The 25,235-nt window shown below is 32.5% G+C and carries 22 protein-coding genes, 1 pseudogene and 1 riboswitch; of the genes and pseudogenes, 22 read left to right on the top strand and 1 reads right to left on the bottom strand.

All coding sequences use genetic code 11. The features are described 5' to 3' along the window. Window positions 1-56 precede the first annotated feature (56 nt). The 12 genes and pseudogenes from EAG11_RS22905 (at window position 57) to EAG11_RS15255 (ending at window position 14,551) form a co-directional block, all read left to right on the top strand. A pseudogene (locus EAG11_RS22905) lies at window positions 57-2,902 on the top strand (TonB-dependent receptor plug domain-containing protein). A gap of 385 nt (window positions 2,903-3,287) precedes the next feature. Continuing rightward, window positions 3,288-3,476: a hypothetical protein gene (locus tag EAG11_RS15300; protein ID WP_129539909.1), complete on the top strand. Its 189-nt coding sequence runs from the start codon at window positions 3,288-3,290 to the stop codon at window positions 3,474-3,476. Window positions 3,477-3,539: 63 nt separating this feature from the next. Then, window positions 3,540-4,832 carry an O-acetylhomoserine aminocarboxypropyltransferase/cysteine synthase family protein gene (locus EAG11_RS15295; protein ID WP_129539908.1) on the top strand — a complete coding sequence of 431 codons (1,293 nt, stop codon included), beginning with the start codon at window positions 3,540-3,542 and terminating at the stop codon, window positions 4,830-4,832. A gap of 330 nt (window positions 4,833-5,162) precedes the next feature. After that, window positions 5,163-6,272, top strand: coding sequence for an aspartate kinase (locus EAG11_RS15290; RefSeq protein ID WP_129539907.1), 1,110 nt, complete (start codon window positions 5,163-5,165; stop codon window positions 6,270-6,272). A 633-nt stretch (window positions 6,273-6,905) separates the two neighbouring features. Next, window positions 6,906-7,073 (top strand): hypothetical protein, encoded by a 168-nt coding sequence (locus EAG11_RS15285; RefSeq protein WP_242499177.1) that lies wholly within the window; start codon window positions 6,906-6,908, stop codon window positions 7,071-7,073. Between the two features lie 223 nt (window positions 7,074-7,296). Next, window positions 7,297-7,404, top strand: a riboswitch (SAM riboswitch). A gap of 80 nt (window positions 7,405-7,484) precedes the next feature. Further along, on the top strand, window positions 7,485-8,447 hold the full coding sequence (locus EAG11_RS22400; RefSeq protein WP_242499176.1) for an alpha/beta fold hydrolase: 963 nt from the start codon (window positions 7,485-7,487) through the stop codon (window positions 8,445-8,447). A 27-nt stretch (window positions 8,448-8,474) separates the two neighbouring features. Beyond that, on the top strand, window positions 8,475-10,889 hold the full coding sequence (gene thrA / locus EAG11_RS15280; protein WP_242499175.1) for a bifunctional aspartate kinase/homoserine dehydrogenase I: 2,415 nt from the start codon (window positions 8,475-8,477) through the stop codon (window positions 10,887-10,889). 34 nt (window positions 10,890-10,923) lie between these two features. Next, window positions 10,924-11,481 (top strand): hypothetical protein, encoded by a 558-nt coding sequence (locus EAG11_RS15275; RefSeq protein ID WP_129539906.1) that lies wholly within the window; start codon window positions 10,924-10,926, stop codon window positions 11,479-11,481. A gap of 123 nt (window positions 11,482-11,604) precedes the next feature. Then, window positions 11,605-12,174: a DUF3592 domain-containing protein gene (locus EAG11_RS15270; RefSeq protein WP_230604975.1), complete on the top strand. Its 570-nt coding sequence runs from the start codon at window positions 11,605-11,607 to the stop codon at window positions 12,172-12,174. Between the two features lie 14 nt (window positions 12,175-12,188). Then, complete coding sequence (locus EAG11_RS15265) at window positions 12,189-12,614, top strand: OsmC family protein (protein ID WP_129539904.1); 426 nt, start codon at window positions 12,189-12,191, stop codon at window positions 12,612-12,614. Between the two features lie 141 nt (window positions 12,615-12,755). Beyond that, entirely contained in the window at window positions 12,756-13,928 is a 1,173-nt protein-coding gene (locus EAG11_RS15260) for a PLP-dependent aspartate aminotransferase family protein (protein WP_129539903.1), read from the top strand. 212 nt (window positions 13,929-14,140) lie between these two features. Then, window positions 14,141-14,551: an Rrf2 family transcriptional regulator gene (locus EAG11_RS15255; protein ID WP_035619819.1), complete on the top strand. Its 411-nt coding sequence runs from the start codon at window positions 14,141-14,143 to the stop codon at window positions 14,549-14,551. 87 nt (window positions 14,552-14,638) lie between these two features. Here EAG11_RS15255 and EAG11_RS15250 read toward each other — a convergent pair whose 3' ends face one another. Further along, window positions 14,639-15,421, bottom strand: a complete 783-nt coding sequence (locus EAG11_RS15250) for a sulfite exporter TauE/SafE family protein (protein WP_129539902.1) — start codon at window positions 15,419-15,421, stop codon at window positions 14,639-14,641. Between the two features lie 263 nt (window positions 15,422-15,684). On the opposite strand from EAG11_RS15250, the gene EAG11_RS15245 reads away from it, so the two are divergent. The 10 genes from EAG11_RS15245 (at window position 15,685) to EAG11_RS15200 (ending at window position 25,157) form a co-directional block, all read left to right on the top strand. Further along, the gene (locus EAG11_RS15245; RefSeq protein WP_230604977.1) at window positions 15,685-16,602 is read left to right on the top strand and encodes a sulfite exporter TauE/SafE family protein; all 918 of its coding nucleotides are present in this window, start codon (window positions 15,685-15,687) and stop codon (window positions 16,600-16,602) included. A gap of 24 nt (window positions 16,603-16,626) precedes the next feature. After that, on the top strand, window positions 16,627-17,337 hold the full coding sequence (locus tag EAG11_RS15240; protein ID WP_129539901.1) for a phosphoadenylyl-sulfate reductase: 711 nt from the start codon (window positions 16,627-16,629) through the stop codon (window positions 17,335-17,337). Between the two features lie 109 nt (window positions 17,338-17,446). Further along, entirely contained in the window at window positions 17,447-18,346 is a 900-nt protein-coding gene (cysD, locus tag EAG11_RS15235) for a sulfate adenylyltransferase subunit CysD (protein WP_035619812.1), read from the top strand. Between the two features lie 125 nt (window positions 18,347-18,471). Further along, window positions 18,472-19,716, top strand: a complete 1,245-nt coding sequence (locus EAG11_RS15230; protein WP_129539900.1) for a sulfate adenylyltransferase subunit 1 — start codon at window positions 18,472-18,474, stop codon at window positions 19,714-19,716. A gap of 129 nt (window positions 19,717-19,845) precedes the next feature. Next, complete coding sequence (locus EAG11_RS15225) at window positions 19,846-21,936, top strand: HEPN domain-containing protein (protein WP_129539899.1); 2,091 nt, start codon at window positions 19,846-19,848, stop codon at window positions 21,934-21,936. After that, window positions 21,929-22,702 carry a uroporphyrinogen-III C-methyltransferase gene (cobA, locus tag EAG11_RS15220; protein WP_129539898.1) on the top strand — a complete coding sequence of 258 codons (774 nt, stop codon included), beginning with the start codon at window positions 21,929-21,931 and terminating at the stop codon, window positions 22,700-22,702. Before EAG11_RS15225 ends, cobA begins: the two co-directional genes overlap by 8 nt. A gap of 58 nt (window positions 22,703-22,760) precedes the next feature. Then, entirely contained in the window at window positions 22,761-23,339 is a 579-nt protein-coding gene (locus EAG11_RS15215; RefSeq protein ID WP_129539897.1) for a bifunctional precorrin-2 dehydrogenase/sirohydrochlorin ferrochelatase, read from the top strand. A 96-nt stretch (window positions 23,340-23,435) separates the two neighbouring features. Further along, window positions 23,436-24,488, top strand: coding sequence for an NAD(P)/FAD-dependent oxidoreductase (locus tag EAG11_RS15210; protein ID WP_129539896.1), 1,053 nt, complete (start codon window positions 23,436-23,438; stop codon window positions 24,486-24,488). 157 nt (window positions 24,489-24,645) lie between these two features. Then, on the top strand, window positions 24,646-24,873 hold the full coding sequence (locus EAG11_RS15205) for a hypothetical protein (RefSeq protein ID WP_129539895.1): 228 nt from the start codon (window positions 24,646-24,648) through the stop codon (window positions 24,871-24,873). Further along, a complete protein-coding gene (locus tag EAG11_RS15200) occupies window positions 24,864-25,157 on the top strand; it encodes a type II toxin-antitoxin system RelE/ParE family toxin (protein WP_129539894.1) in 294 nt (97 codons plus the stop codon). The genes EAG11_RS15205 and EAG11_RS15200 overlap by 10 nt, the downstream gene beginning before the upstream one ends. Window positions 25,158-25,235 lie beyond the last annotated feature (78 nt).

Genomic DNA, 25,235 nt, shown 5'->3' with positions numbered 1-25,235 from the left:
AAAAATATAACAGCATGTCATTTTAAACCAAAGTAGTAACAAATCAGTAAAAAGCAATGAAAAAAAATGTAGCATTAGTTTTAGGTCTTTTGACATTTTCAGGCATTTATGCTCAGGAAAATAAAAAAGAGAAAGATACTTTACAAAATAATGAATTATCAGAAGTGACAATAATCGGTTCTAGGAGTAAAAACAGAGTAAAGACTGATGTGCCAGTGCCAATCGATATTTTTAATATTTCTGAAATAACAAAAGGAGCACCACAAACCAGTGTAACTCAAATATTAAATTATGTTGCGCCATCATTTACAAGTAATCCGACTTCAACAGCAGATGGAACCGATCATATCGATCCAGCACAATTAAGAGGACTAGGCCCAGATCAGGTTTTAATACTTATAAATGGTAAAAGAAGATATACAAGTGCATTAGTTAATATTAATGGAGCACCAGGAAGAGGTTCAGTAGGAACAGATTTAAATGCGATACCATCATTTGCAATCGAAAGAATTGAAGTTTTAAGAGATGGAGCAGCAGCTCAGTATGGCTCGGACGCAATCGCAGGGGTAATTAATATTGTATTGAAGAAAAATGCTAATTTCCTTTCAGGAGATGTACAATATGGTGCAAATATATCTTCAGGTTCTAATAACTTTAAGGGAGGAGCAGACGGACAATCTTTGCAAGTAGATTTAAACTACGGAACATCTTTGGGTAAAGAAGGAAGTTTCCTGAGTGTTACAGGTAGTGCTGTTACAAGACAGGCAACAAGTAGAGCTGGTATTAGAAGTAATAATATATTCAATGCATATAATGCTGTTGAATATAGAGCCGCTCAGAATGGAGTAAATATTAATTCATTATTTAGTAATATTAATACTACTCCAAACTCAGCTCAGATTATTAGTTCGCTCCAACAATATGCTCCACAAGTAGGTTATTTTACTCCAGCTCAGCAAACGGCAATTTCATCAGCAAATAACATTACTCAAATGCAAACTGCATTAGGTTTTGATGTAACTAATAATGAGATTAATTATAGAGGACAGGAAAGAAGTGACTATAATATGAGCGTTGGTCAATCAGAATTAGCGTCGGGACAATTGTATTATAATGCAAAATATCCTTTGACTGAAATTACATCATTGTATTCTTTTGGAGGAGCTTCATACAGAAACGGAAAATCATATGCTTTTAACAGACTTCCTAATGGTGCAGGGACATTTACACAAGTATATGCAAATGGATTTTTACCAGAAATAGAATCGGATATTCTAGATTTATCTTCTGCAGTTGGACTTACAACTCAATTATTTGGTTTCGATACAGATATTAGTACAAACCTTGGAACCAATTCTTTTAAATATGATGTGAACAATACTATCAATGCTACATTAGGAACAAATTCAGCAGATAGTTTTTATGCAGGAAAAGTTTCATTTCTACAAAGCACAACCAATTTAGATTTAAGTAAAAAATATGATGTATTAGGAGGATTGAATGTTGCCTTTGGAGGAGAATTTAGATATGAAAATTATCAGATAAAACAAGGAGATGTTGAGTCTTATGGTTTGTATGATGTAAATGGAAATCTTGTTTCGGGAATTTTACCTGGCAACTCACCATTAATTGTAACTGACTTTTTGGTGCTAAGCGTGGAGCAGGAGCACAAGGATTCTCAGGGTTTCAACCATCAGATGCTAAAGAAAAAGACAGAAGGAGTGGTGCAGCTTATATTGATTTAGAGTTAAATCTAACAAAAGATTGGCTTTTAAATGGAGCAGCTCGTTACGAGAACTATTCAGATTTTGGTAGTACAGTTACTTTTAAATTAGCCTCTCTTTTAAAACTTACAGATAACATCAACTGGAGAATTTCAGGACAAACAGGTTTTAGAGCGCCATCATTACAACAAAAATATTTCGAAAGCAGCTCTACACAATTTATTAATGGATCACCATATCAAGTAGGATATTTTACAAATGATTCGCCGGCAGCAAAAAGTATTGGTGTTGAGAATCTAAAAGCAGAAACATCTAGGAGTATAAGTACAGGTTTTACATTTAAAATTCCTGAAGCTAATATTACAATTGCTACAGATGCTTATTTTACAAGAATTGATGACAGAGTTGTCTTAACGGGGCAATATGCAAGACCTACAGATGCACAAATAAATGGAGCGACATCTCCAGAACAAAAAGATGCATTAACATTGTTCCAACAAGCATTTGATTTAAAAGGTGTAGAAAGAGCTTCATTCTGGACAAACGGAATCAACTCAGAGACGAAAGGAATCGACTTAGTTATTTCTCAGAAATATAATGTTATTCAAGATTTTACAATCAAAAATGATTTTGCATTAAGTTACAACACTACAAAAAGAGTCGGAGATTTAAATGTACCAGAATCAATTGTGAATGCAGGAGGAGAACCTTATAAATATTCTTTTTTCCCAGAGTCAAGCCGAATTTATCTTGAAGAGGCAATTCCTAAATTAAAAGCTAACTTAATGACTACTTTCAGTATTAAAAAACTAGATATATATTTAAGAAATAGCTATTTTGGAAAAGTTACTGATCCAGGAGCAACAGATGTAAACTTAGATGGTTTTTCTTCAGTTTATGAGCATCCAGAATATAGTGCAAAACTAGTTACCGATTTGTCTTTAGGATATCAAATAAATGAGCACTTAAGAGTAACACTTGGAGTTAATAATATTGGAGATGTTTATCCAGATAGAAATAATCCGGCAACTCCAGCTTTTACAAATACAACCCCAACATTGTCGCCTGCACCAAGTGCAGACTTAAGTAATGCAAATCAATTTGCTTATTCTAGAGCAGTATCGCAATTTGGATTAAACGGCAGATTTGGTTTTGCTCGTTTAAGCTTTAAAATATAATTTAATTACTGGATGTATTGAAATTTTAAAAAAAATACATCCAGCATTTTTCTTAAATAGGTTATATTAAGAGTCATAATCATAAGAGATTATTCCGTTAGGAAATCTTTTTATGCAAAAAGTAATTTTTAGTTTGGTAGTCTAAAAAATAGTTATTACATTTACTCTATCAAATTAGTAGAATTAAAAAAACAAATAAAACAACTTTTATAAAATGAATTCAATAGCAAATAAAATGATGATGTGTTGTATGATGCGTATGTGCATCCCAATTTGCTATTGCCAAAAGTGAAAGATAAAATCTTTGTTATAGTTAAAACTATAAGCCCTTTTGGTAGCCATCCGAAAGGGCTTTTTTTTATTCCATAATTAAATTTTAGAAATCATGAAAACATTCTATAAAATTTCAAGAGCAATTCAAACTTTATTGAAAACAGACGCTAAAAGAATCTTTGGTGTAATACAGACCAAAAGAATTAATACAAACGAAATAAAAGGGAAATTATATTCGAGTGAATCAAACTCATTATTGTTTCAGATGTATGCCCACGAAGATGAAGATCTTTTTATATAAACAGAAAAATAATTCAAAATATAAACACACAATCATTTAACTAATTAAAAAAAAACAGAACCCATGAGCACACAAAAATTCGCAACAAACGCACTACACGCAGGACATGATGTAACTAAAAATGGTAACACAAGAGCAGTGCCTATTTACCAAACATCATCATATGTTTTTAATAATTCTGATCATGCAGCTAATTTATTTGGTCTAGCTGAAGCAGGGTTTATTTACACACGATTAAACAACCCAACAAATGATGTTCTGGAACAACGACTGGCAGCACTAGAAGGCGGTATTGGAGCTGTAGTAACAGCGTCGGGAGCATCGGCAATTGCAACAACTTTGTTAACATTGCTTAAAGCAGGAGATCATATCGTAGCTTCTAATAGTTTATATGGAGGAACCTATAACTTATTAAAAGTTACTTTGCCAAGATTAGGAATCACAACCACATTTGTAGATCCATCAGATGCTGAAAACTTTACCAAAGCAGCAAAGGAAAATACCAGAGTGTTTTTTGTAGAGTCATTAGGAAATCCAAAATTAGATGTATTGGACTTAAAAGCAATTGCTACAGCAGCCAAAGCATTCAAGGTTCCATTTATAGTTGATAATACTGTTCCAACACCATATTTACTTAATCCAATAGAGTATGGAGCAAACATTGTAATTCATTCTTTGACGAAGTATATTTCAGGAAACGGAACTTCTTTAGGAGGAGCAATTATCGATGCCGGGACTTTTGATTGGGCAAACGGAAAATTTCCTGAATTTACAGAGCCATCTGCGGGTTACCACGGATTAGTTTATAACGAAGCGCTAGGAAATGCGGCGTTCATAGCTAAAGCACGAATAGAAGGATTACGTGATTTTGGCTCAGCATTAAGTCCATTCAATGCTTTTCAGATTTTACAGGGATTAGAGACATTGCCAATTCGTATCAAAAAACATAGCGAAAATGCATTGGCATTAGCATCATGGTTAGAGGCACAAGATGAGGTGGTTTGGGTAAATTATCCAGGCCTTAAATCAAATAAATATTATGACTTAGCGCAAGAATACCTATCAAAAGGACAAAGCGGAATCATAACTTTTGGATTAAAAGGGGGCTTTGAAGCAGCTAAAAAAGTAGCTGACGAAACAAAGTTATTCTCGCTTTTGGCAAACATAGGGGATACGAAGTCATTAATTATTCATCCAGCAAGTACAACACATCAACAATTATCAGAAGAGGAACAAGTTTCAACAGGAGTTTCAAAAGACTTGATTCGACTTTCAGTAGGAATTGAAGATATAGACGATTTAATTGCCGATTTACAGGCAGTTTTTAAAAATATAAAAAGTGCGCAATTAGCATAAATTAGAAAGTTAGGTTTTTTTGTTTTTTGTTAGAAAAATTGCCTTTAACCACGTGAGCAGGGTTAAAGGTGATTTTCAAAAAAAAGTATCAAAAACAATAGCACAAAGTAAAAATTCAAAACAATATTTCTTGAGTTGACTTCGCAGCATAGGTATAAAAAAACAAACACAAATTTCACGAATTGGCACTAATTCGTTCGGAAATTAATTTCACAAACTAAGTTAACCATTAAGATTTGTGTGAATTCGTGAAATTCGTGTTTAAATTGATTTATAATATTTTGCATGTAGAATGTAATTTCTTGAAGTTGTTTTAAAAAAATAAAAATTATGTCAAAGCTTAAAATAAATATCATCCTTTTTGGAATAGGAAATATAGGTAGTACTTTAATCAATCAAATTATTGAAAGTCAAGCTTTCTTTAATGAAAATAAAAGCATTGATTTGAGATTTCCTATCATAACCAATTCAACATTGGCATTCTTTGAAAAGGAAGGTGCAGAAAACGCATGGGAGGCTAATTTTGTGCATCTTGCAATTCCATTTAAAGTAGATGATATTATTGCTTTTGCAAAAGAAAATGCATTTGAAAATTTAATTGCTGTCGATGCTACTGCAAGCGATGAACTGGTAGATCATTATATCCCATTAATCCAAAACGGATTCAACATAGTGGCGGTAAATAAAAAAGCCAATACGTTACCAATTCATTTCTATAAGGAGTTAAGAGAGAATCTTAAAAAATATGATAAAGAGTTTTTATATGAGACTTCTGTAGATACTGGATTCCCAGTATTACAAACGATTAGAGATTTATACAATTCGGGAGAGAAAATAACAAAAATACGAGGTGTTTTTTCGGATTCATTAAGTTATGTATTTAATCGATTTTCATCGGAAGATATTTGTTTTTCTGAGGTTTTAAAAGAAGCAGAAAAACTTCAGTTAGTAACATCAGATTATGAGAGAGATTTATCAGGTAGCGATGTGGCAGAGAAACTACTTATTTTGACCAGAGAGATTGGAAAAGATTTTGAATTTTCGGATATAAAAATCACACCGCTTTTAGACCATAATCAATACGGGTTAAATGCAAAGTCAAAACGAGTACTCAATAAAGAGGTACTGGATAAGTCTTTTAAAATTGCAAAAATTACACAGGCCGATAATCATGTTTTGAGGTATGTTGGAGAATATACTATTTTGGAGAATAAACTAGAGGTGAAATTAGTTTCAGAATCTACTAAAACAGCAATCGGGCAATTAAAAGGATCAGATACTATTTTTGAGATTTACACACAATCTTACGGAAATATTCCGATAGTTATTCAAAGTGCCGCTGCAGGAAGAGAAGCTATAGCGAGAGGAGTTATAACAGACATTCTAAAAGTTGCCGAAAAAATAAAAATAAAGAAGCTATTTGGGCTTAGAGATTTTTAAAATTGAATTTTATATTCAATTTTTTTTGATTTAAAATTTGATGTTCTTTGAAATTTATGTTTAGTGAAAGAAGTTTTTAAATAGCTGAGAGTTAAATTTATAGCTTATCGCGTGGTATTTAGTCGTTGAAAAGTAACGTTTTGTCGTTTTTTTGTTTTTTAATGCGAATTTAACGTGATTTTATCATTAAAATAAGGGTTCTGGCTTGGTTAATCCGAAAATATGTCGCATATTTGTTAAACCAAAAAGATACCAAAGATGAATTTTAATATTTGTAAAACGAATAAGGTCATGTCGGAGAAATCCGTTGGGAAGTCTGTTGCTTAGAATTATATCTATACAATTATATAGCAAAGCCTTCCAATAATTTTGGTGGGCTTTTTTTTGGATTATACAAATGTTGAAATTTTTTAAAATAAATAATAATAATATTAGAATGAATAATAACTCGAAGTTTAAGATGATGCAGAATGTCGCGCTTATTTGCGTACGCGTCCATTGATTTCCAAAAGTATTATAAGTTTAAACGACTTAAACCCTTTTGGTATAATTATCCAAAAGGGTTTTTTTTTGGGGCATCGAGATTCATTTAATAAAAACAAACACAAATAAACAATTATAAAAACTCACGTTATGAGCACACAAAACTACTTCGCAAAAAGGTTCGGATTCTTTAAATTCTTTAGAACTAAAAAAAGTATAATCATTCAAACAACAAATGAATTGGCACATCCAAGATTTGGGATGGAAACTACAGATGAGACTGCAGGAAAAAAGCGCCTAATTCTTTGCTTTTCTTGATGTATTCTACTGAGAATGAAACATTATTTATTTAAATTAAAACTTTAAATAAAATACAAGCCAACAATAAAATTTTTCTGGATATACGTGTCCAGCGGTTGCTTGTACGTGATTGTTTTGTTTGAGCTATTTTGTAAACGAGCCAAAATCAAATGAATAAAAAATTTGGTCGTTTAAGAAAATAGTAGTTTATTTGTGCCATTAAGTTCAAAAACGTATTGAAATGTTATAAAGAAAGGACGAGGGATTAGACCCTATGAATCCTTAGCAACCCTTCGATAAATCGAAGAAGGTGCTGCATTCTACCACGCCCAACGTGGAAAGATAACACAAAGAATTTCTCTAGCCTTGCTCTAGTTTTTTCTTTTTAATATTTCCATGTACAAATCAAAAATTACAAAAGATTTGAAATTGGAAAATAAAACCATCCCGATTATATTACAGAATTTTGTCACCGAAAGTGGCGCTTCGTATCATGCGATTAACCTAAGTTATGAACTTTTTGGTTTACCGTTGCACACTGCGCCTATAGTTTTGGTAAATCATGCATTAACAGGAAATGCTCAGGTTACGGGCGAAAACGGTTGGTGGAATGATCTAATAGGCGATACTAAAACCATTGATACTACAAAATATACAATTCTGGCCTTTAATGTTCCAGGAAATGGCTATAATGGTAATTCTATTGAAAATCATGCTGACTTTACGGCCAGAGATATTGCTCGAATTTTTATAGAAGGAATTGAATTTTTAAAAATCAATCAGCTATATGCAATTATTGGCGGTTCTGTAGGCGGTGGTATTGCATGGGAAATAGTAGCCTTAGAACCTCAAATCACTAAACATTTAATACCGATTGCAAGTGATTGGAAGGCTACCGATTGGTTAATAGCAAACTGTTATTTGCAAGAGCAAATCTTGAACAATTCTTCGAAACCAATAGAAGATGCTCGAATTCACGCAATGTTATGTTATCGTTCGCCAGATTCTTTCAAAGAAAAATTTCAGAGAACCAAAAATGAAGAATTAGCTATTTTTAATGTAGAAAGCTGGTTGGGTCATCACGGGGAAAAATTGCAAAAAAGGTATCAAATCTCATCATATAAATTAATGAATCAATTGCTTAAAACAATTGATATTACAAGAAATACTGCTGATTTTAAAACTTTACTATCAAAAACAACTGCCGATATTCATATCATAGGAATCAATTCGGATTTGTTTTTTACTGCAAAGGAAAATCAGGAGACCTATCAAGAATTAAAAAAGTTTAAAGAAAATGTTTCTTATAACGAGATAAATTCTGTTCACGGACATGATGCTTTTTTAATCGAGTACAAACAATTAGATAATTTGCTTGCTTCTATTTTTTAGAGCAACATAAAATACAACACAGATACAATGAAAATATTAAAATTTGGAGGTAAATCATTATCAAACGGAGAAGGACTTAATAAAGTAGTTTCGATAATTATTGATAAAATAAATCAAGGTGAGAAAATTGCCGTAGTTGTTTCTGCTCGTGGGAACGCAACAGATGAACTAGAAGATATATTGACAATTGCGTCTAAAAATGGAAATTACAAACCTTTATTGGAGAGTTTTAAAGCATATCAGATTTCTGAATATAAGGAGGTAGATTTTTCAGAAGAGTTTGAAGTTTTGGATAAACTTTTTGAGGGAGTTAGCTTAATTGGAGATTATAGTAAGAAGATAAAAGATCAGATTCTTTCAAAAGGAGAATTGCTATCGGCTAAATTATTAACTGCTATTTTGATTGAAAAAGGAGTTCCTGCAAATTTTGCTGATTCTAGAGAATTGCTTAAAACAGATTCAAAATTTGGTGATGCACAACTTTTGGAGCAACTATCAAAGAAAAATGTTATTAATTATTTTAAACAGTATAATGGTTCAACTGTAAATGTTGTGACAGGTTTTATTGGCTCAAACAATAATAACGATACAACCACTTTAGGAAGAAATGGTAGTAATTATACGGCCTCTTTATTGGCAAATTATCTAGATGCCGAAGAGCTTCAGAATTTCACTCATGTTGATGGAATATATACTGCAAATCCAGATTTAGTAAGTGATGCTAAGAAAATTGAGTATTTATCTTTTAATGAGGCAAATGAGCTGGCTAATTTTGGAGCAACTATTTTGCATGCAAAAACGATAATTCCATTAATAGAGAAAAGTATTCCGCTTCGTATTTTAAATACGTTTAATCATGAAAATCGCGGAACACTAATCACATCAGATTCAGCTAAAGAAGGAATTAAAACACTATCGGTGTTGGAGAATTTATCATTAGTTAATCTTGAAGGTCGTGGATTGCTTGGTAAAGCAGGTGTTGATGCCCGTATTTTTAAAGTAATGGGAGATAATGATATTAGTGTAAGTATTATTTCTCAAGGTTCTTCAGAAAGAGGAATCGGGCTTGTAGTTGCTACAGATAAAGCAACTACAGCAATGATTGAATTGGAAAAAGAATTTGAAAATGACTTTTACTCTAAAGATGTTAACCAAATTACAGTGACTGATAACGTTTCGGTAATTTCGATAATAGGACAAGATTTAAGTACATTCCACAAACCTTACACAGCTTTAATCAAAAATAAAATTGTTCCAATTTTGTTTAATAATACTGTTACAGGCAAAAACGTGAGTTTGGTAGTTAAAAAATCAGAACTTCATAAAGCTTTGAATGTAATTCATGGAGAGATTTTTGGAGTTTCAAAGAAAATTAATATTGCCGTTTTTGGACATGGATTAGTTGGTGGGACATTAATAAATCAAATCTTAGCTTCGGCAGCAAGTATCGAAAAACGTAAAGATATTAAGTTGAACGTTTTCGCAATTGCCAATTCTAAAAAAGTGCTTTTAAATAAAAATGGAGTTACTGCAGATTGGAAAAAAGATATCAAAAATAATGGAGTTGCTTACACAATCAATGATGTTATTGCTTACGCAAATGAAAACCACTTAGAGAATTTAATTGCTATTGATAATACTGCAAGTGCGACTTTCGTCGAAAATTATATTTCGTTGATAGAAAGTAGTTTTGATTTGATTTCGTCAAATAAAGTTGCGAATACGCTTAGTTATGGCTTTTATAAAGAATTAAGAAAAGCATTGGCCGATAATCAGAAGAATTATTTATATGAAACCAATGTTGGAGCTGGATTACCATTAATAGATACCATAAAATTACTGCATCTTTCAGGTGAAAACATCACCAAAATAAAAGGGGTTTTCTCTGGAACATTGAGTTATTTATTTAATAATTTCTCTGCGAAAGATGCTCCGTTTAGTCAGATTTTGCAAGAAGCAATCGATAACGGATATACAGAGCCAGATCCGCGTGAGGATTTATGTGGTAACGATGTTGGTAGAAAATTATTAATTTTAGCTAGAGAATTGGATTTGCAAAATGAATTTGAAGAAGTTTCAATTCAGAACTTAATTCCAGAACATTTACGTGAAGGTAATGTTTCTGATTTCTTAACTAAATTAAAAGAGTTTGACCCAATTTACGACAAGATAAAAAAGGATCAAAAGCCAAATCACGTATTAAGATACATAGGCGAGTTGTCTGGTGATTTACAAAATGACAAAGGGGTTTTAGAAGTAAAATTAGTTTCGGTGCCTTCGGATACAGCACTGGGAGGATTAAAAGGATCTGATTCTTTCTTTGAAATTTATACAGAATCTTATGGAGACAGACCAATTGTAATACAAGGTGCTGGAGCAGGATCTGCAGTAACAGCAAGAGGAGTTTTTGGGGACATCCTGAGATTATCGGATAAAGAATAGTTTGCGAGAATCATTAAATTCACATATTAAAAAGATGAAAAAACTTTTTTTACTTTTATTAGTTACTAATGTAATTACAGCCCAAGTTTCGAGTATTGTTAGAAACAAAGACAGTTATACGCAAGAAGTTTTTCCATACAAAGGAGTTAGAGCAATTCAAATAGATGAGGTGAACTCTCCAGGAAATGAGGATAATGTATTTATTTTTTCGAAGATAGAAAAAAATGCAAATCCTGATAAAATGTATTTTCAGCGGTTTACAAAAGTTAATGATAAATGGGTTGTGAAATCTATTCTCGAAGTAAATCATAGCGGAATCATTTCGGCTTGGGGAAGTAGAAAAGCATTTTGGGATTTTGATAAAGATAAAAGTATTGATGCCCTTTTTATTTATGGACTTTATGATGCTAATTTCAAGCAACAATCAGTTCATTTAATCTTTTCGCAAAAAGAACAGCTTTACACTATAGGATCAAGTGTCTCGGATAATTTTGAGACTGATAAATTCTCCTCTAATTTTGATTCTTTGAGTGAAATCTATAAGGCCAAAATTCTGGAGTATTGGAATAAATTAGATAAAAAAGATAAATAAACTGTTTTTGCTTTGTTAAAGAAGTATCATCATTAAATTTAGAATAAGATTAAAAATTTTATAAAAGGCTGGGGGTGTGGATTGTTCTTTATAGCTCCTTTCGTTTTAATAGGTCTGGGAACTTTGATATTTAGTTCGTACAGTATCTTTAAAACTGAACAAGCTAAGAGTTGGTTTCCAGTTCCAGCTAATGTTGAAAAAATTGATATTGATTCACGTTCAAATAAAGGAACAATGTCATACGAAGTTATTATTAAGTACTCTTATACTATTGAAGGGAAAAAGTATTTAGGAAATAGAATCGCTTTTGGTTATGGTATGAATAATATTGATGATCATGATGGGTTGTTTTCTAGATTGGAAAGGAGTAAAAAAATTATTGTTTATGTAAATCCAAATGATAGGCAGGAATGTGTAATCGTCCCTGGGATGAATGATTCGATTACAGGGCTTTTAATTTTTTCAATATTATGGAACTCATTTATTGTAGCTTTAGGAATATTACCATATTTTATAAAAGGTGTTGATGAAAATAATAAGCCAAGATATACATCAAAAGAAGCAACTTGGATTATTGTTATTATATGGGCCATAGGTATTATAATTTTACTTAGTAAATGTTTACATATCGATATAGAGAATAAAATCAATGTTATAGAAGAAGTGAGAAATTTTGATTCAGATATAGAATAAAAAAAACAAAAAACATGAAAGTAACCTTAGACAGAGTAAACGATGCGTTTCATTTTAAGCTCAAAAATGAACGTGGACATGTAGTTGATGTAGATAGCAGAGCCGAATTTGGCGGAAGCGATTTAGGTGCAAGTCCAATGGAATTAGTATTGATGGGTGTTGCAGGATGCAGCGCTATTGATATGATTTCGATTTTAAAGAAACAACGCCAGGAAATAACTTCATTTAAAGCTGAGGTTGAAGGAGAACGAGTACAAGTAGGAGAGGCGAAGCCTTTTAAAGAAATCTTTGTGGTTTTTTACTTAGAAGGAGATATTAATCCTGAAAAGGCACAACGTGCTGCACAGCTTTCTTTTGAAAAATATTGTTCAGTTGGAAAAACTGTCGAACCTACAGCCACAATAAAATACAAAGTGGTTTTAAACAATGAAGAATTATAGAATTAAAAAATTAGTCAATTCGAGAATTAGATAATTTTTAGATTGGCTAAAAAAGATTCACTTGCATAAATTCAAGGTGAAGGTTTTTGCTTATCGTGTAACCTGAAACTTGAAGCATGAAATAAAAAAACAAAAAAAAAAATGAATGAACAAGAATTTGGTTTTGAAACTCAAGCCATAAGAACACAATTAGAAAGATCCCAGTATTTAGAGCATTCGGTACCATTGTACCTATCATCAAGTTTTGTATTTGAAGATGCCGAAGATATGCGAGCTTCTTTTACGGAAGAAAAAGACAGGAATATTTATAGCCGTTTTAGTAACCCGAACACAACCGAATTTGTAGATAAAATTTGTAAAATGGAAGGGGCAGAAGCGGGTTATGCCTTTGCAACAGGAATGGCAGCGGTATATTCTACTTTTGCAGCTTTATTAAATGCAGGAGATCATATTGTGTCTGCAAGTAGTGTTTTTGGTTCAACTCATGCCTTGTTTGTAACTTATTTTCCAAAATGGAATATTGAAACTTCTTATTTTGATATCAATAAACCAGAAACTATTGAGAGTTTTATCAAGCCCAATACAAAAATATTATATGCCGAATCACCAACAAACCCTGGTGTAGATGTAATTGATTTGGAATTGCTTGGAACAATTGCAAAAAAACACAATTTGATTTTAATTATTGATAACTGTTTTGCAACGCCATATATTCAACAGCCTATAAAACACGGAGCACATTTGGTAGTACATTCTGCTACTAAATTAATCGATGGTCAAGGACGTGTTTTAGGAGGAGTAACAGTAGGGAGAGAAGATTTAATCAGACAAATTTATTTGTTTTCAAGAAATACAGGACCAGCATTGTCACCGTTTAATGCTTGGATTTTATCAAAAAGCTTAGAGACTTTGGTTGTGCGAGTTGAAAAACATTGCGAAAATGCTTTGAAAGTTGCTGAGTTTCTTGAGGCGCACCCGAATGTAAACAGTATTAAGTATCCGTTCTTAAAATCACATCCACAATATGAAATTGCCAAAAAGCAAATGCTTTTAGGTGGTAATATTATTGCATTTGAAATAAAAGGCGGAATAGATGCTGGTAGAAAATTTTTGGATAAAATAAAATTGTGTTCACTATCGGCTAATATTGGAGATACAAGAACAATTGTTACGCATCCTGCATCAACAACTCACAGTAAATTGTCTGAAGAAGATCAATTAGCAGTTGGTATTACACAAGGTTTAGTACGTGTGTCTGTAGGTTTAGAAACAGTAAAAGATGTAATTGCCGATTTAGAGCAAGCACTTTCTTAAAAGTTTAGATTGTGGATTTTAAAGTCTACAATTGATTATAATATAAAAAAAACGATTTTTAACTGTAGCTTTTATGCAGTTAAAAATCGTTTTTTATTTATACTACACTAATTTAGTAGAACTTGATTATTCATTCAGTTATTTTTCTCGTTCAAAAAACCTATTTTTGTTGCAGAAAAATATATAGTGTCTACAATCTAAAATTTATATAAGTGCTTTCAAAGAAAACCAAATACGGAATCAAGGCTTTAACATATTTGGCCAGGCGAGAAAATAACGAGCCTGTACAAATTGCTGAAATTGCTAAAAGCGAACATATTTCGATTAAATTTTTGGAAAGTATTTTGCTTCTATTAAGAAATTCGGGATTCCTTGGCGCTAAAAAAGGAAAAGGCGGAGGCTATTATCTGATAAAAGATCCAAAAGATATCAGTATGGCGAAAGTATACCGTATTCTTGAAGGACCTATTGCATTGTTGCCATGTGCAAGTCATAATTTTTATGAAAAATGTGATGATTGCGACGATGAAACTACTTGTGCAGCAAGACGTTTAATGACCGAAGTAAGAGACAATACCTTAAAAGTTTTAGAGAATAACTCACTGGCCGATATTGCATTTTAGCCAATCACGTTTTTAAAATATATATAAAAAAGACCATTTCAGTATGTCCGAAATGGTCTTTTTTATATATTTAATTGCTTGTTTAGTCTAGAAAATCAATTTATATCCAGCTAAAAATAACATTACAGCAATCGCATTTCTAAGAAATAAATCAGGAACTTTTCCACTTAGCATACTTCCTATAAAAATTCCAGGAAGCGATCCTAGTAATAACTGACCTAGTAAAATTAAGTCTAAATTTCCCATTGAAGCATGACCTATTCCGGCTACAAGTGTTAAAGGAACTGCATGTGCAATCTCAGTTCCTACCAAGCGAGGTGTTGGCAAAAGGGGGTAAAGAAAAAATAAAGTAACGGTACCTAAAGCTCCAGCCCCTATTGATGTTAATGTTACGGTTGCTCCAAGTAATACACCAATCCCAATGGTTAGCATGTTTTGTGTATGGCTTTCACTATGAAATTTATCTCCAGCATGTTTTTGAGAGTATATTAATAATCTCTTTTTGAACAAAATTGCAATTGAAGTAAAAAGTAATGCCCAACCTAGACTGTATTTTATGACAGCATTAATAGTAGAAATATCCGTTTTTATACTGTTTAATATCCATAAGGTAAGTAAAGAGGCAGGGACGCTTCCTAAAGTAAGCCAGCCTGTGATTTTCCAATTGATATTTCCCTTTTTATGATGTACAAATACGCCTCCCATTTTGGTAAAAGCGGCATATAATAAATCGGTACCAACTGCAGTTGTTGGTGGAATTCCAAAATATAATAAAATAGGAGTCATTAAAGAGCCACCACCTACGCCTGTTAATCCTACTATAAAACCTACGACTAAACCTGCAACTACAAGACCTATTTGGAAATCCATAAAAAAAATTTGAGTAAAAATAATAACAATTTTACGATAATCCTATGGATTTGGTAGACATTTAGAAAAATCTAACATTACTTTGTTAAAATGTGTTTTATGCTTGTTAAACGAATCTGTTGAGATTTTTATTGTGTATTAATATGTAACCTGAAGATAATTAGAGATATAAAAAAATTAAAAATTATTTTGTTATTTAGAAATAAGTGTTAATTTTGCATTGTAATCTACTAACCCGATAGGGTAATAGATTTTAAAATAAAATGAATACTTGGAAGATGGAAAAAGAATTGGAATTAAATACTGTGGCAACAAAATCAGGCGGATCGTTTTCGAAGCAATTATGGGTAATCATTCCTGCTTTATTGTTGTTGGGTTTGATTTCAGTATTAATTTATAATCATCATGCTGATTTTTCTTGGCAAGGTTTCCTTGATGGATTTAATCAAGAGTTTTTGGTGTTTTTCTTAATTGGAGTTTTTGCTCAATTAGTAGATGGTACATTAGGAATGGGTTATGGAGCTACATCGACTTCTTTTTTATTGGCTTATGGGGTTTCTCCAGTGGTTAGTAGTGGTGGTGTTCACGTTGCTGAGATGTTTACAACAGGAGCATCGGCGATATCACATCATAAGTTTGGGAATATCAATAAAAAATTGGTTAAGAATTTATTGATTCCAGGAGTTTTAGGTTCAATTACAGGAGCTTATTTACTCTCAGATGTTATTGATGGAGATGTTATAAAGCCATTCATTGCTGTATACATGATTGTATTGGCAATAATAATTATCAGAAAAGCATTAAATAAAAATATAATCAAAAAGAAAACTAAGCGTCTTGGGATATTGGCAACCTTTGGCGGATTTATGGATTCTGTTGGAGGAGGAGGTTGGGGACCAATTGTAACTTCTACATTGTTAGGAAGAGGCAGAAATCCTCGTTATACAATTGGATCAGTAAATGCTGCTGAGTTTGCAGTTTCATTTGCAAGTGGCGTAACATTTATGCTTTTTGGAGGAATCCATGGATGGCAAGTTATTATAGGTTTGATTTTGGGAGGTGTAATCGCCGCTCCTCTTGCTGCTTTTTTAGTAAACAAGATCAAAAGAAAGCCAATGATGGTGGCAGTAGGAATATTAATTATCCTTTTGAGTTTAAAAACATTATCTAAATTATTATAATAATTATTTAGGAATATCAAGAATATGAGTGCAACTAACATTACATCTTTATTAGCTAAAACAAAAGATTTTTCTTTAGAAGAAACATTGACTTTTTTGGCTAATGAATACAAAGACAAAGTAGTTTTTTCGACTTCATTTGGTCAGGAAGATCAGGTTATTACCGATTTTATTGCTAAAAATAATATCGAAATTACCATTTTCACATTAGATACTGGAAGATTATTTCAGGAAACATACGATGTTTTTCATAGAACATTAAAAAAATATAAAAAGCATATTGAGGTTTATTTTCCAGAAGCAATTGCTGTAGAAAACTTGCTAAAAGTAAAGGGTCCAAATAGCTTTTATGAATCAGTTGAGAATAGAAAGGAATGTTGCTTTATTCGTAAAGTAGTTCCGTTAAGAAAAGCTTTAGCAGGAAATGCAGTTTGGATAACAGGTTTAAGAGCTGAGCAATCTGAAAATAGAAATGATTTGCAATTGTTTGGATATGATGCCAATTTTGAAATAATAAAATTTAATCCATTATTAAAATGGTCATTACAAGAAGTTGAGGATTATCTACAAGAGCATAGCGTACCTCAAAATGCATTGCATAAAAAAGGGTTTGTAAGTATAGGTTGTGCACCATGTACAAGAGCAATTTTGCCAGACGAAGATATTAGAGCTGGAAGATGGTGGTGGGAGTCAAGCCATAAAGAATGTGGTTTGCATAGTGCTAAGAAAGAATAGAGCAAAGAGGCATTAAAGAGAATAGAATAAAAAATAATAATGGTTAAAAGTTTTTAGATGAGGTTGTTAAACCTGAAACTTTAAACTTCAAACTTTGAAACAAAAAACAATGAGTTCAGTATTAAAAACAAATGCTTTAGAAAGCGAAGCGATATACATTTTTAGAGAAGTAATTTCTCAGTTTGATAAACCGGTTTTACTTTTTTCAGGAGGTAAAGATTCGATTACTTTAGTGCGTTTAGCACAAAAAGCATTCTTTCCTGCAAAAATACCTTTCCCACTATTGCATGTTGATACAGGACATAACTTTCCTGAAACAATAGAATTTAGAGATAAATTAGTTGCAGAGCTAGGGTTAGAATTAATCGTAAGAAATGTTCAGGATGCTATTGATGAAGGAAAAGTTGTAGAAGAAACTGGAAAATATTCTAGTAGAAACAGTTTGCAGACAACTACACTTTTAGATGCTATTGAAGAATTTAAGTTTGATGCTTGTATTGGTGGAGCACGTAGAGATGAAGAAAAAGCAAGAGCAAAAGAGCGTATTTTTTCAGTTCGTGATGATTTCGGTCAATGGGATGAAAAAAATCAACGCCCAGAGTTATTTGATATTCTAAACGGAAAAATTGAAAATGGACAAAACGTACGTGTTTTTCCAATTTCAAACTGGACAGAACTAGATGTATGGAGTTATATCGAACAAGAAAAAATTGAAATTCCATCTATTTATTTTTCACACAAACGTAAAGTTTTCTTGAGAGATGGATTAATATGGTCACATTCTCCTTATGTATATCAAGAAGAAGATGAACAAATAGAAGAAAGAATTGTTCGTTTTAGAACTGTTGGAGATATGAGTTGTACAGCCGCTGTTGAATCTTATGCAGCTACGATTAAAGAAGTTGTGGGTGAGATTAGAACATCGACAATCTCTGAAAGAGGAGCCAGAATTGATGACAAACGTTCTGAAGCAGCAATGGAGAAAAGAAAACAACAAGGGTACTTTTAATTGATTAATTAAAAGTTAGAATTAAGAAAATAAAAACATACAGATTTAAATTTTAGCTCAAAAGGTAAGCAACGTGAAACTTGAAACCTGAAACAAAAAAGTTAAGCCTGAAACAAAATATAAGAATGGAAGTTTTAAAAATAGCAACAGCAGGAAGTGTAGATGACGGAAAGAGTACTTTAATTGGAAGATTATTGTATGATACAAAATCATTGACTACAGATAAAATAGAAGCAATAGAAAAAAGCAGCAAATTAAAAGGTTACGATTATCTAGATTTTTCATTAGCAACTGACGGATTAGTAGCAGAAAGAGAACAAGGAATCACTATTGATGTAGCGCATATATATTTTTCGACAGCTAAGAAAAGTTACATTATTGCCGATACACCAGGTCACGTAGAGTATACACGTAACATGGTTACAGGAGCTTCGACTTCGCAAGTTTCAATCATTTTGATTGATGCTCGTAAAGGAGTAATCGAGCAAACGTACCGTCACTTTTTTATCAATAATTTATTGAGAGTAAAAGAGGTAATTGTTGCAATAAACAAAATGGACTTAGTCGATTATTCAGAAGAAGTTTTTAATAAAATCAAAGCTGATTTTCAGGCATTAAATGCTAAAAGTACTTTCAAAGAACAAAACGTAAGTTATATTCCATTAAGTGCAATCAACGGAGGAAACGTAGTTGATAAATCGGAAAATATGAAATGGTATGACGGACAAACTGTTTTGGAACATTTAGAAGCTTTAGAGCCAACAGATGTTTTTGAAAAAGGAGAAGCACGTTTTCCAGTTCAAACAGTAATTCGTCCAAAGACTGAAGAGTACCATGATTTTAGAGGATATGCTGGTAAATTATATGGGAACTCCATTAAAGTAGGAGATGCCGTAACCGTTTTACCTTCATTAACAGAATCTAAAGTAAAGAATATTCATTTTTTTGATAAACAATATGATGAAGCAATTGCAGGTTCATCAATCACAATTGAATTAGAAAATGATATCAATGTTACCAGAGGAGATATGATTGTAAAATCTACGGAACTTCCTAAAATAGAAAAAGACATCACAACAACAGTTTGTTGGATGGATTCTAAAAAGTTAGTTCCTGGAACAAAATATATCGTTCAGCATAATACAAACAGAGTTTTGGCAAAAGTAGAAAGTATTAAGAATACAATCGCAACCGATTATTCAGGTACAACACCAGCAACTCAATTAGCAATAAACGAAATAGGTGAAGTAAGCATTAAATTGAGTAAGCCTTTATATTTTGATGCCTATAACGACAATAAATCAAACGGAGCTTTTATCCTGATTGATACCGCAACCAATACAACTGCAGGAGTAGGATTCATTCGATAATTCCCTGCAATACGCTTTAGGCTGTAAGCTTTAAGCAAAAAAATATAAGGTGTTTAGTAAGCCTAAAGCTTATAACCCAAAGAAAAGAATAAAGTTTAAAGAAGCTTATAGCTTAAAGCGAAAAAACAAATGGAAAGTTTTAGAACAGAAATAGAAAATCCGATAGTTCAGAAAGAGATTATCGATCTAGAAAAAAAGATTCATTTATTCCGTGGAGGGAAAATTGATGATGAGCGTTTTCGTAGTCTTCGTTTAGCACGTGGAATCTACGGGCAACGCCAGGAAGGCGTTCAAATGATTCGTATTAAATTGCCATTTGGTAAAGTTACCAGCGAGCAATTAGTACGTATTACTAAAGTTTCTGATGAATATTCTACAGGACGTTTGCATATTACAACACGTCAGGACATTCAGATTCACTATGTAAGTTTAGACAGAACTCCAGAACTTTGGGCTAATCTAGCTAAAGATGATGTTACTTTGCGTGAAGCTTGTGGAAACACCGTTCGTAATATTACAGCAAGCGAATTAGCTGGTGTAGATGTAAACGAACCATTTGATGTTTCGCCATACGCACATGGTTTGTTCCAATACTTATTGAGAAACCCTATTTGTCAGGAAATGGGACGTAAATTTAAAATTTCGTTTTCATCATCAGATGAAGATACTGCATTGAGCTATTTGCACGATTTAGGATTTATTCCAAAAATTGTAGATGGTGTTCGTGGATTTAAAATCATGTTAGGAGGAGGACTAGGTTCGCAACCGGCACATGCCGAATTACTTTCGGAATTTGTACCTGCTAACCAGATTATCCCAACGGCAGAAGGTGTGATTCGTATTTTTGACAGATACGGAGAACGCGCCAAAAGAATGAAAGCGCGTATGAAATTTTTAATCAAAGAGATAGGAAGAGATACTTTCCTTGATTTGGTTGAACAAGAGAAAAAAGCAATTGCTTTTGAAACATACGAAATAGATACAACAGCTTTTGATGCGCCAATTCCAGAGCCATTATTAACCGTTCCATCGGTTACTATCGAAGATGAAGCAGCTTATGAAGCTTGGAAAAAATCAAACGTAATTGCTCAGAAACAAGATGGATATTACGCTATCGGAATTAAAGTATTACTAGGAGATTTTTATACTGATAAAGCTAGAATATTAGCAGATTTGATTAAGAATTATGCAGCAAACGAATTGCGTTTTTCATTGCGTCAGAATATTGTAATACGTCATGTAAAAGAAGAGAATTTACCTTTCTTTTATCAAGAGTTAGCTAAGTTAGGATTTGTGAATTTAGGGTATAATTCTACAGCCGATATTACAGCTTGTCCAGGTACAGATACTTGTAACTTAGGAATTGCAAGCAGTACAGGAATTGCCGAAGAATTAGAAAAAGTGCTAAATGCCGAATATCCACAATACAGCAATAATCAAGAAATCGAAATAAAAATTAGTGGTTGTATGAACGCTTGTGGTCAACACAATATGTCAGCAATCGGATTTCAGGGAATGTCTATTAACTCAGGAAAACTGGTTGCGCCAGCGTTACAAGTTTTATTAGGGGGAGGAAGATTAGGAAACGGATCAGGTCGTTTTGCCGATAAAGTAATTAAAATTCCAAGTCGTAGAGGACCAGATGCATTACGTACGATCTTAAATGATTTTGATGCAAATGCAAACGGACAAAAATTCCTGAATTATTACGATGCAAAAGGAGAAAAATATTTCTATGAAATTTTAAAACCATTCGCAGATGTTACCAATTTAACTGAAGCTGATTTTGTAGATTGGGGTAATGCCGACAACTATGTAAAAGCTGTTGGAGTTGGAGAATGTGCTGGAGTTGTTATTGATTTAGTAGCTACTTTATTATTAGAAGCAAAAGATAAATTAACTTTCGCACAAGAGTCATTCGACGAAAACAAATGGTCAGATGCTATTTACCATGCTTACGCAGGATTTGTAAATGGAGCTAAAGCATTATTGCTTTCAGAAGATGAAAAGACAAACAATCATGCAGGAATTGTTGATTTGTTTGATACTGTTTTCGTAGCGACTTCTAAAATAGAATTGCCAACAACATTTAAAGAATTAGTTTATCAAATCAATAAAGTGGAGCCTTCAGAAGTATTTGCAAAACAATATATCCAAGAAGGAATTTCATTTTTTGATACGATCGAAAAATATAGAGCCAAAGATTTAGCAAATGCTTAATACAGTAAAACCCAAGGTAACTTTAGTCGGAGCAGGCCCGGGAGACCCGGATTTGATGACTTTAAAAGGTGTAAAAGCACTTGCTGAAGCAAATGTGGTTTTGTATGATGCTTTGGCAAATGAAGAAATCTTAGAATATGCGCCTAAAAATGCGATTCGAATTTTTGTTGGCAAGCGAATAGCAAATCACGCCTATACACAAGACCAGATCAACCAATTAATAGTTGATAATGCATTGACTTATGGAAATGTGGTACGTTTAAAAGGAGGAGATCCGTTTGTATTTGGTCGTGGAAGCGAAGAAATAGAATATGTGGAGAGTTTCGGAATACCTACATTTGTGGTGCCTGGAATATCATCGGTCATTGCAGTTCCTGCTAATTTGGGAATTTCGATAACCAAAAGAGGAGTTTCTGAGAGTTTTTGGGCTATTACAGGAACAACTTCAGATAGAAAACTATCTTCGGATGTTGCACTTGCTGCTCAATCTTCTGCCACAGTAGTTATTTTGATGGGAATGAGTAAGCTGGCACAGATAGTTGCTTTGTTTCAAAAAGAATCGAAAGGAGAAACTCCAATTGCGATTATTCAAAACGGAACAACTCCGGATGAGAAAGTCGGAATTGGAACTATAAATACAATTCAGGAAATTGCTACAGAAAATAAATTAGGTTCGCCAGCGATTATTATCATTGGAGAAGTAGTTAGAGAAAGTACTAAGTTAAAAGGGTTTTACGAGGAATTTATTTTAAGTAAGATCGCATAATATATTAAAAAAGATTAGCTCCTTTTTTTTAAGGACTAGGAAGTAAAAATAAATTGTAATGGAAAGAAACGAATTGTATCCAATATTTTTAAAACTGCATAAGCTTAATGTGCTTATTGTTGGTGGCGGAAATGTAGGATTAGAAAAACTTTCTTTTCTGTTAAAATCTAGTCCCAATGCTAATGTTGAGGTTGTTGCAACTACCTTTTTGCCTGAAATTGAAATCTTGGCAGAGAAGTATAATCTGACGCTAACAAAAGCTAAGTTCAAGAAAAAGATGTTAAAGAAGCGGCATATGGTTATTGCTTGTACTGATGATTTATTGGTAAATAAAAGGATTTATGATCTATCGCAAGAGAGATACCTCATTTGCAATATTGCCGATACACCTGAATTATGTGATTATTATTTAGGCGGAATCGTAACTAAAGGAAATGTAAAAATTGCTATTTCGACAAATGGTAAGTCACCAACAACAGCCAAAAGGCTTCGAGAATTTTTTGAAGAAGTTATTCCTGAAGATATTAATAAAATGGTCGAAAACCTCAATGAATACAGGAAAACACTAAAAGGTAACTTTGAAGATAAGGTTAAAAGGATGAACGAAATTACCGCTTCATTGAAAAATAAAGAGTAAAAAATTCCACAAAGAAATCAATGATAAAAATCATTGACATTAGAATAAATTATTCGTTTCTTTGTATTATTAAGAATGATTATAAACAACATCATAATGATTAAAACAGACATACTTATAATAGGAGCCGGACCAACTGGTTTATTTGCCGTTTTCGAGGCAGGATTATTAAAATTAAAATGCCATATACTAGATGCTTTACCACAAGCAGGTGGGCAACTTTCAGAATTATATCCAAAGAAACCTATCTATGATATCCCTGGTTTTCCAGAAGTATTAGCAGGAGATTTAATTGATAACCTACAAGAGCAAATTAAACAATTTGAACCAGGTTATACTTTAGGAGAACGTGCTGAAACAATCGAGAAACAAGAAGATGGAAGTTTTATTGTGACCTCAAATAAAGGAACTAGATTTCATGCGCCAGTTATTGCTATTGCAGGAGGTTTAGGAAGTTTTGAGCCACGTAAGCCACTTATTGAAGATATTGAGTTTTATGAAAATAAAGGAGTAAAATACTTTATCAAAAATCCTGAAAAATTCAGAGACAAAAGAGTTGTTATTGCAGGAGGAGGAGATTCAGCTTTAGATTGGAGTATTTTCCTTGCAAATGTAGCTTCAGAAGTAACTTTAATTCACCGTAGAAATGAATTTAGAGGAGCTTTAGATTCTGTAGAAAAAGTACAAGAATTAAAAACGGCTGGAAAAATTAAATTAATTACACCAGCAGAAGTTATCGGAATCAATGGTGCTGAGCATATTGAGTCGCTTGTTATCGAAGAAAACGGAGCAACTCGTATAATTCAAACAGATTATTTTATTCCACTTTTCGGATTAACACCAAAGTTAGGACCAATCGGAGACTGGGGATTAGAAATCGAGAAAAATGCAATTAAAGTAAATAATGCATTAGATTACCAAACTAATATTCCAGGAATCTTTGCAATTGGAGACGTAAATACCTACCCAGGAAAATTAAAATTGATACTTTGTGGATTCCACGAAGCAACTTTAATGTGTCAGGCTGCATACCAAATTATCAATCCAGGTAAAAAATATGTGCTTAAATATACAACTGTTTCAGGAGTAGACGGATTTGACGGAACTCGTAAAGAGGCTCCAAAAGCTGTTGTTAAGGCGATTGTCTAAGACGCTATGGTTTTGAGGGACTAAGTTCTCTAAGATTTTATATAGTAAAGTCCAAACTAGTAATAGTTTGGGCTTTTTTTATGCTTAGGCGCTTAGCAACTTAGCATATCAGAACCTAAAAAAAAACGTACCTTTGTGATTATTAATTTTGATTATCATGGATTTAGAAGCTAGAAAATATCAATTTATTCAAAAGTTGGTTAAAGTGGAAGACGAGAGTATTTTGGAGAAACTAGAATTGGTTTTGAGAGAAAATCAAAATGATTGGTTTGATGATTTATCAGAGTTAGAAAAAGCTGAAATTCAAGTTGGATTAGATCAGGCTAAAAAAGGTGAATTTACAAGCCATGAAGATGTGATGAAAAGATTTTCAAAATGGCATTAAAATTAATCTGGACTTCACAAGCTATAAAAGGATTTGATAAGGTTATTGATTATTTGGAAGCGAATTGGACAGCAAAAGAAATTTTGAATTTAGAAAATAAAATTAAACAGGTTATTAATCAAATTAGCCTTAATCCAGAACAATTTCCAAAATCAATAAAAAGCGAATCTTTGCATAAAGCAATTATAGACAAAAATAATTACTTAGTTTATAGAGTAAATAAGGAATCCAATTGTATTGAGATTATCAATTTTAGAGGAACTAAACAAAAGGGGAAACACTAATAAAGTTTTAAACTTAGTCCCAAGATTTCGGGATAGCAACTTAGAATCTCAGATTCTTAAAAAAACTTGCAATTGTTA

Origin of the sequence: Flavobacterium sp. 140616W15 (assembly GCF_003668995.1) — a bacterium.
Classification (GTDB): domain Bacteria; phylum Bacteroidota; class Bacteroidia; order Flavobacteriales; family Flavobacteriaceae; genus Flavobacterium.
This window is presented reverse-complemented; position numbering and strand designations above follow the sequence as displayed.

Bases quoted from the DNA above. Each gene is read 5' to 3' on its own strand.
- EAG11_RS15300 (WP_129539909.1), top strand. From the start codon at position 3,288: ATGAAAACATTCTATAAAATTTCAAGAGCAATTCAAACTTTATTGAAA.
- EAG11_RS15295 (WP_129539908.1), top strand. From the start codon at position 3,540: ATGAGCACACAAAAATTCGCAACAAACGCACTACACGCAGGACATGAT.
- EAG11_RS15290 (WP_129539907.1), top strand. From the start codon at position 5,163: ATGTCAAAGCTTAAAATAAATATCATCCTTTTTGGAATAGGAAATATA.
- EAG11_RS15285 (WP_242499177.1), top strand. From the start codon at position 6,906: ATGAGCACACAAAACTACTTCGCAAAAAGGTTCGGATTCTTTAAATTC.
- thrA (WP_242499175.1), top strand. From the start codon at position 8,475: ATGAAAATATTAAAATTTGGAGGTAAATCATTATCAAACGGAGAAGGA.
- EAG11_RS15275 (WP_129539906.1), top strand. From the start codon at position 10,924: ATGAAAAAACTTTTTTTACTTTTATTAGTTACTAATGTAATTACAGCC.
- EAG11_RS15265 (WP_129539904.1), top strand. From the start codon at position 12,189: ATGAAAGTAACCTTAGACAGAGTAAACGATGCGTTTCATTTTAAGCTC.
- EAG11_RS15260 (WP_129539903.1), top strand. From the start codon at position 12,756: ATGAATGAACAAGAATTTGGTTTTGAAACTCAAGCCATAAGAACACAA.
- EAG11_RS15250 (WP_129539902.1), bottom strand. From the start codon at position 15,421: ATGGATTTCCAAATAGGTCTTGTAGTTGCAGGTTTAGTCGTAGGTTTT.
- EAG11_RS15245 (WP_230604977.1), top strand. From the start codon at position 15,685: ATGAATACTTGGAAGATGGAAAAAGAATTGGAATTAAATACTGTGGCA.
- EAG11_RS15240 (WP_129539901.1), top strand. From the start codon at position 16,627: ATGAGTGCAACTAACATTACATCTTTATTAGCTAAAACAAAAGATTTT.
- cysD (WP_035619812.1), top strand. From the start codon at position 17,447: ATGAGTTCAGTATTAAAAACAAATGCTTTAGAAAGCGAAGCGATATAC.
- EAG11_RS15230 (WP_129539900.1), top strand. From the start codon at position 18,472: ATGGAAGTTTTAAAAATAGCAACAGCAGGAAGTGTAGATGACGGAAAG.
- EAG11_RS15225 (WP_129539899.1), top strand. From the start codon at position 19,846: ATGGAAAGTTTTAGAACAGAAATAGAAAATCCGATAGTTCAGAAAGAG.
- cobA (WP_129539898.1), top strand. From the start codon at position 21,929: ATGCTTAATACAGTAAAACCCAAGGTAACTTTAGTCGGAGCAGGCCCG.
- EAG11_RS15215 (WP_129539897.1), top strand. From the start codon at position 22,761: ATGGAAAGAAACGAATTGTATCCAATATTTTTAAAACTGCATAAGCTT.
- EAG11_RS15210 (WP_129539896.1), top strand. From the start codon at position 23,436: ATGATTAAAACAGACATACTTATAATAGGAGCCGGACCAACTGGTTTA.
- EAG11_RS15205 (WP_129539895.1), top strand. From the start codon at position 24,646: ATGGATTTAGAAGCTAGAAAATATCAATTTATTCAAAAGTTGGTTAAA.
- EAG11_RS15200 (WP_129539894.1), top strand. From the start codon at position 24,864: ATGGCATTAAAATTAATCTGGACTTCACAAGCTATAAAAGGATTTGAT.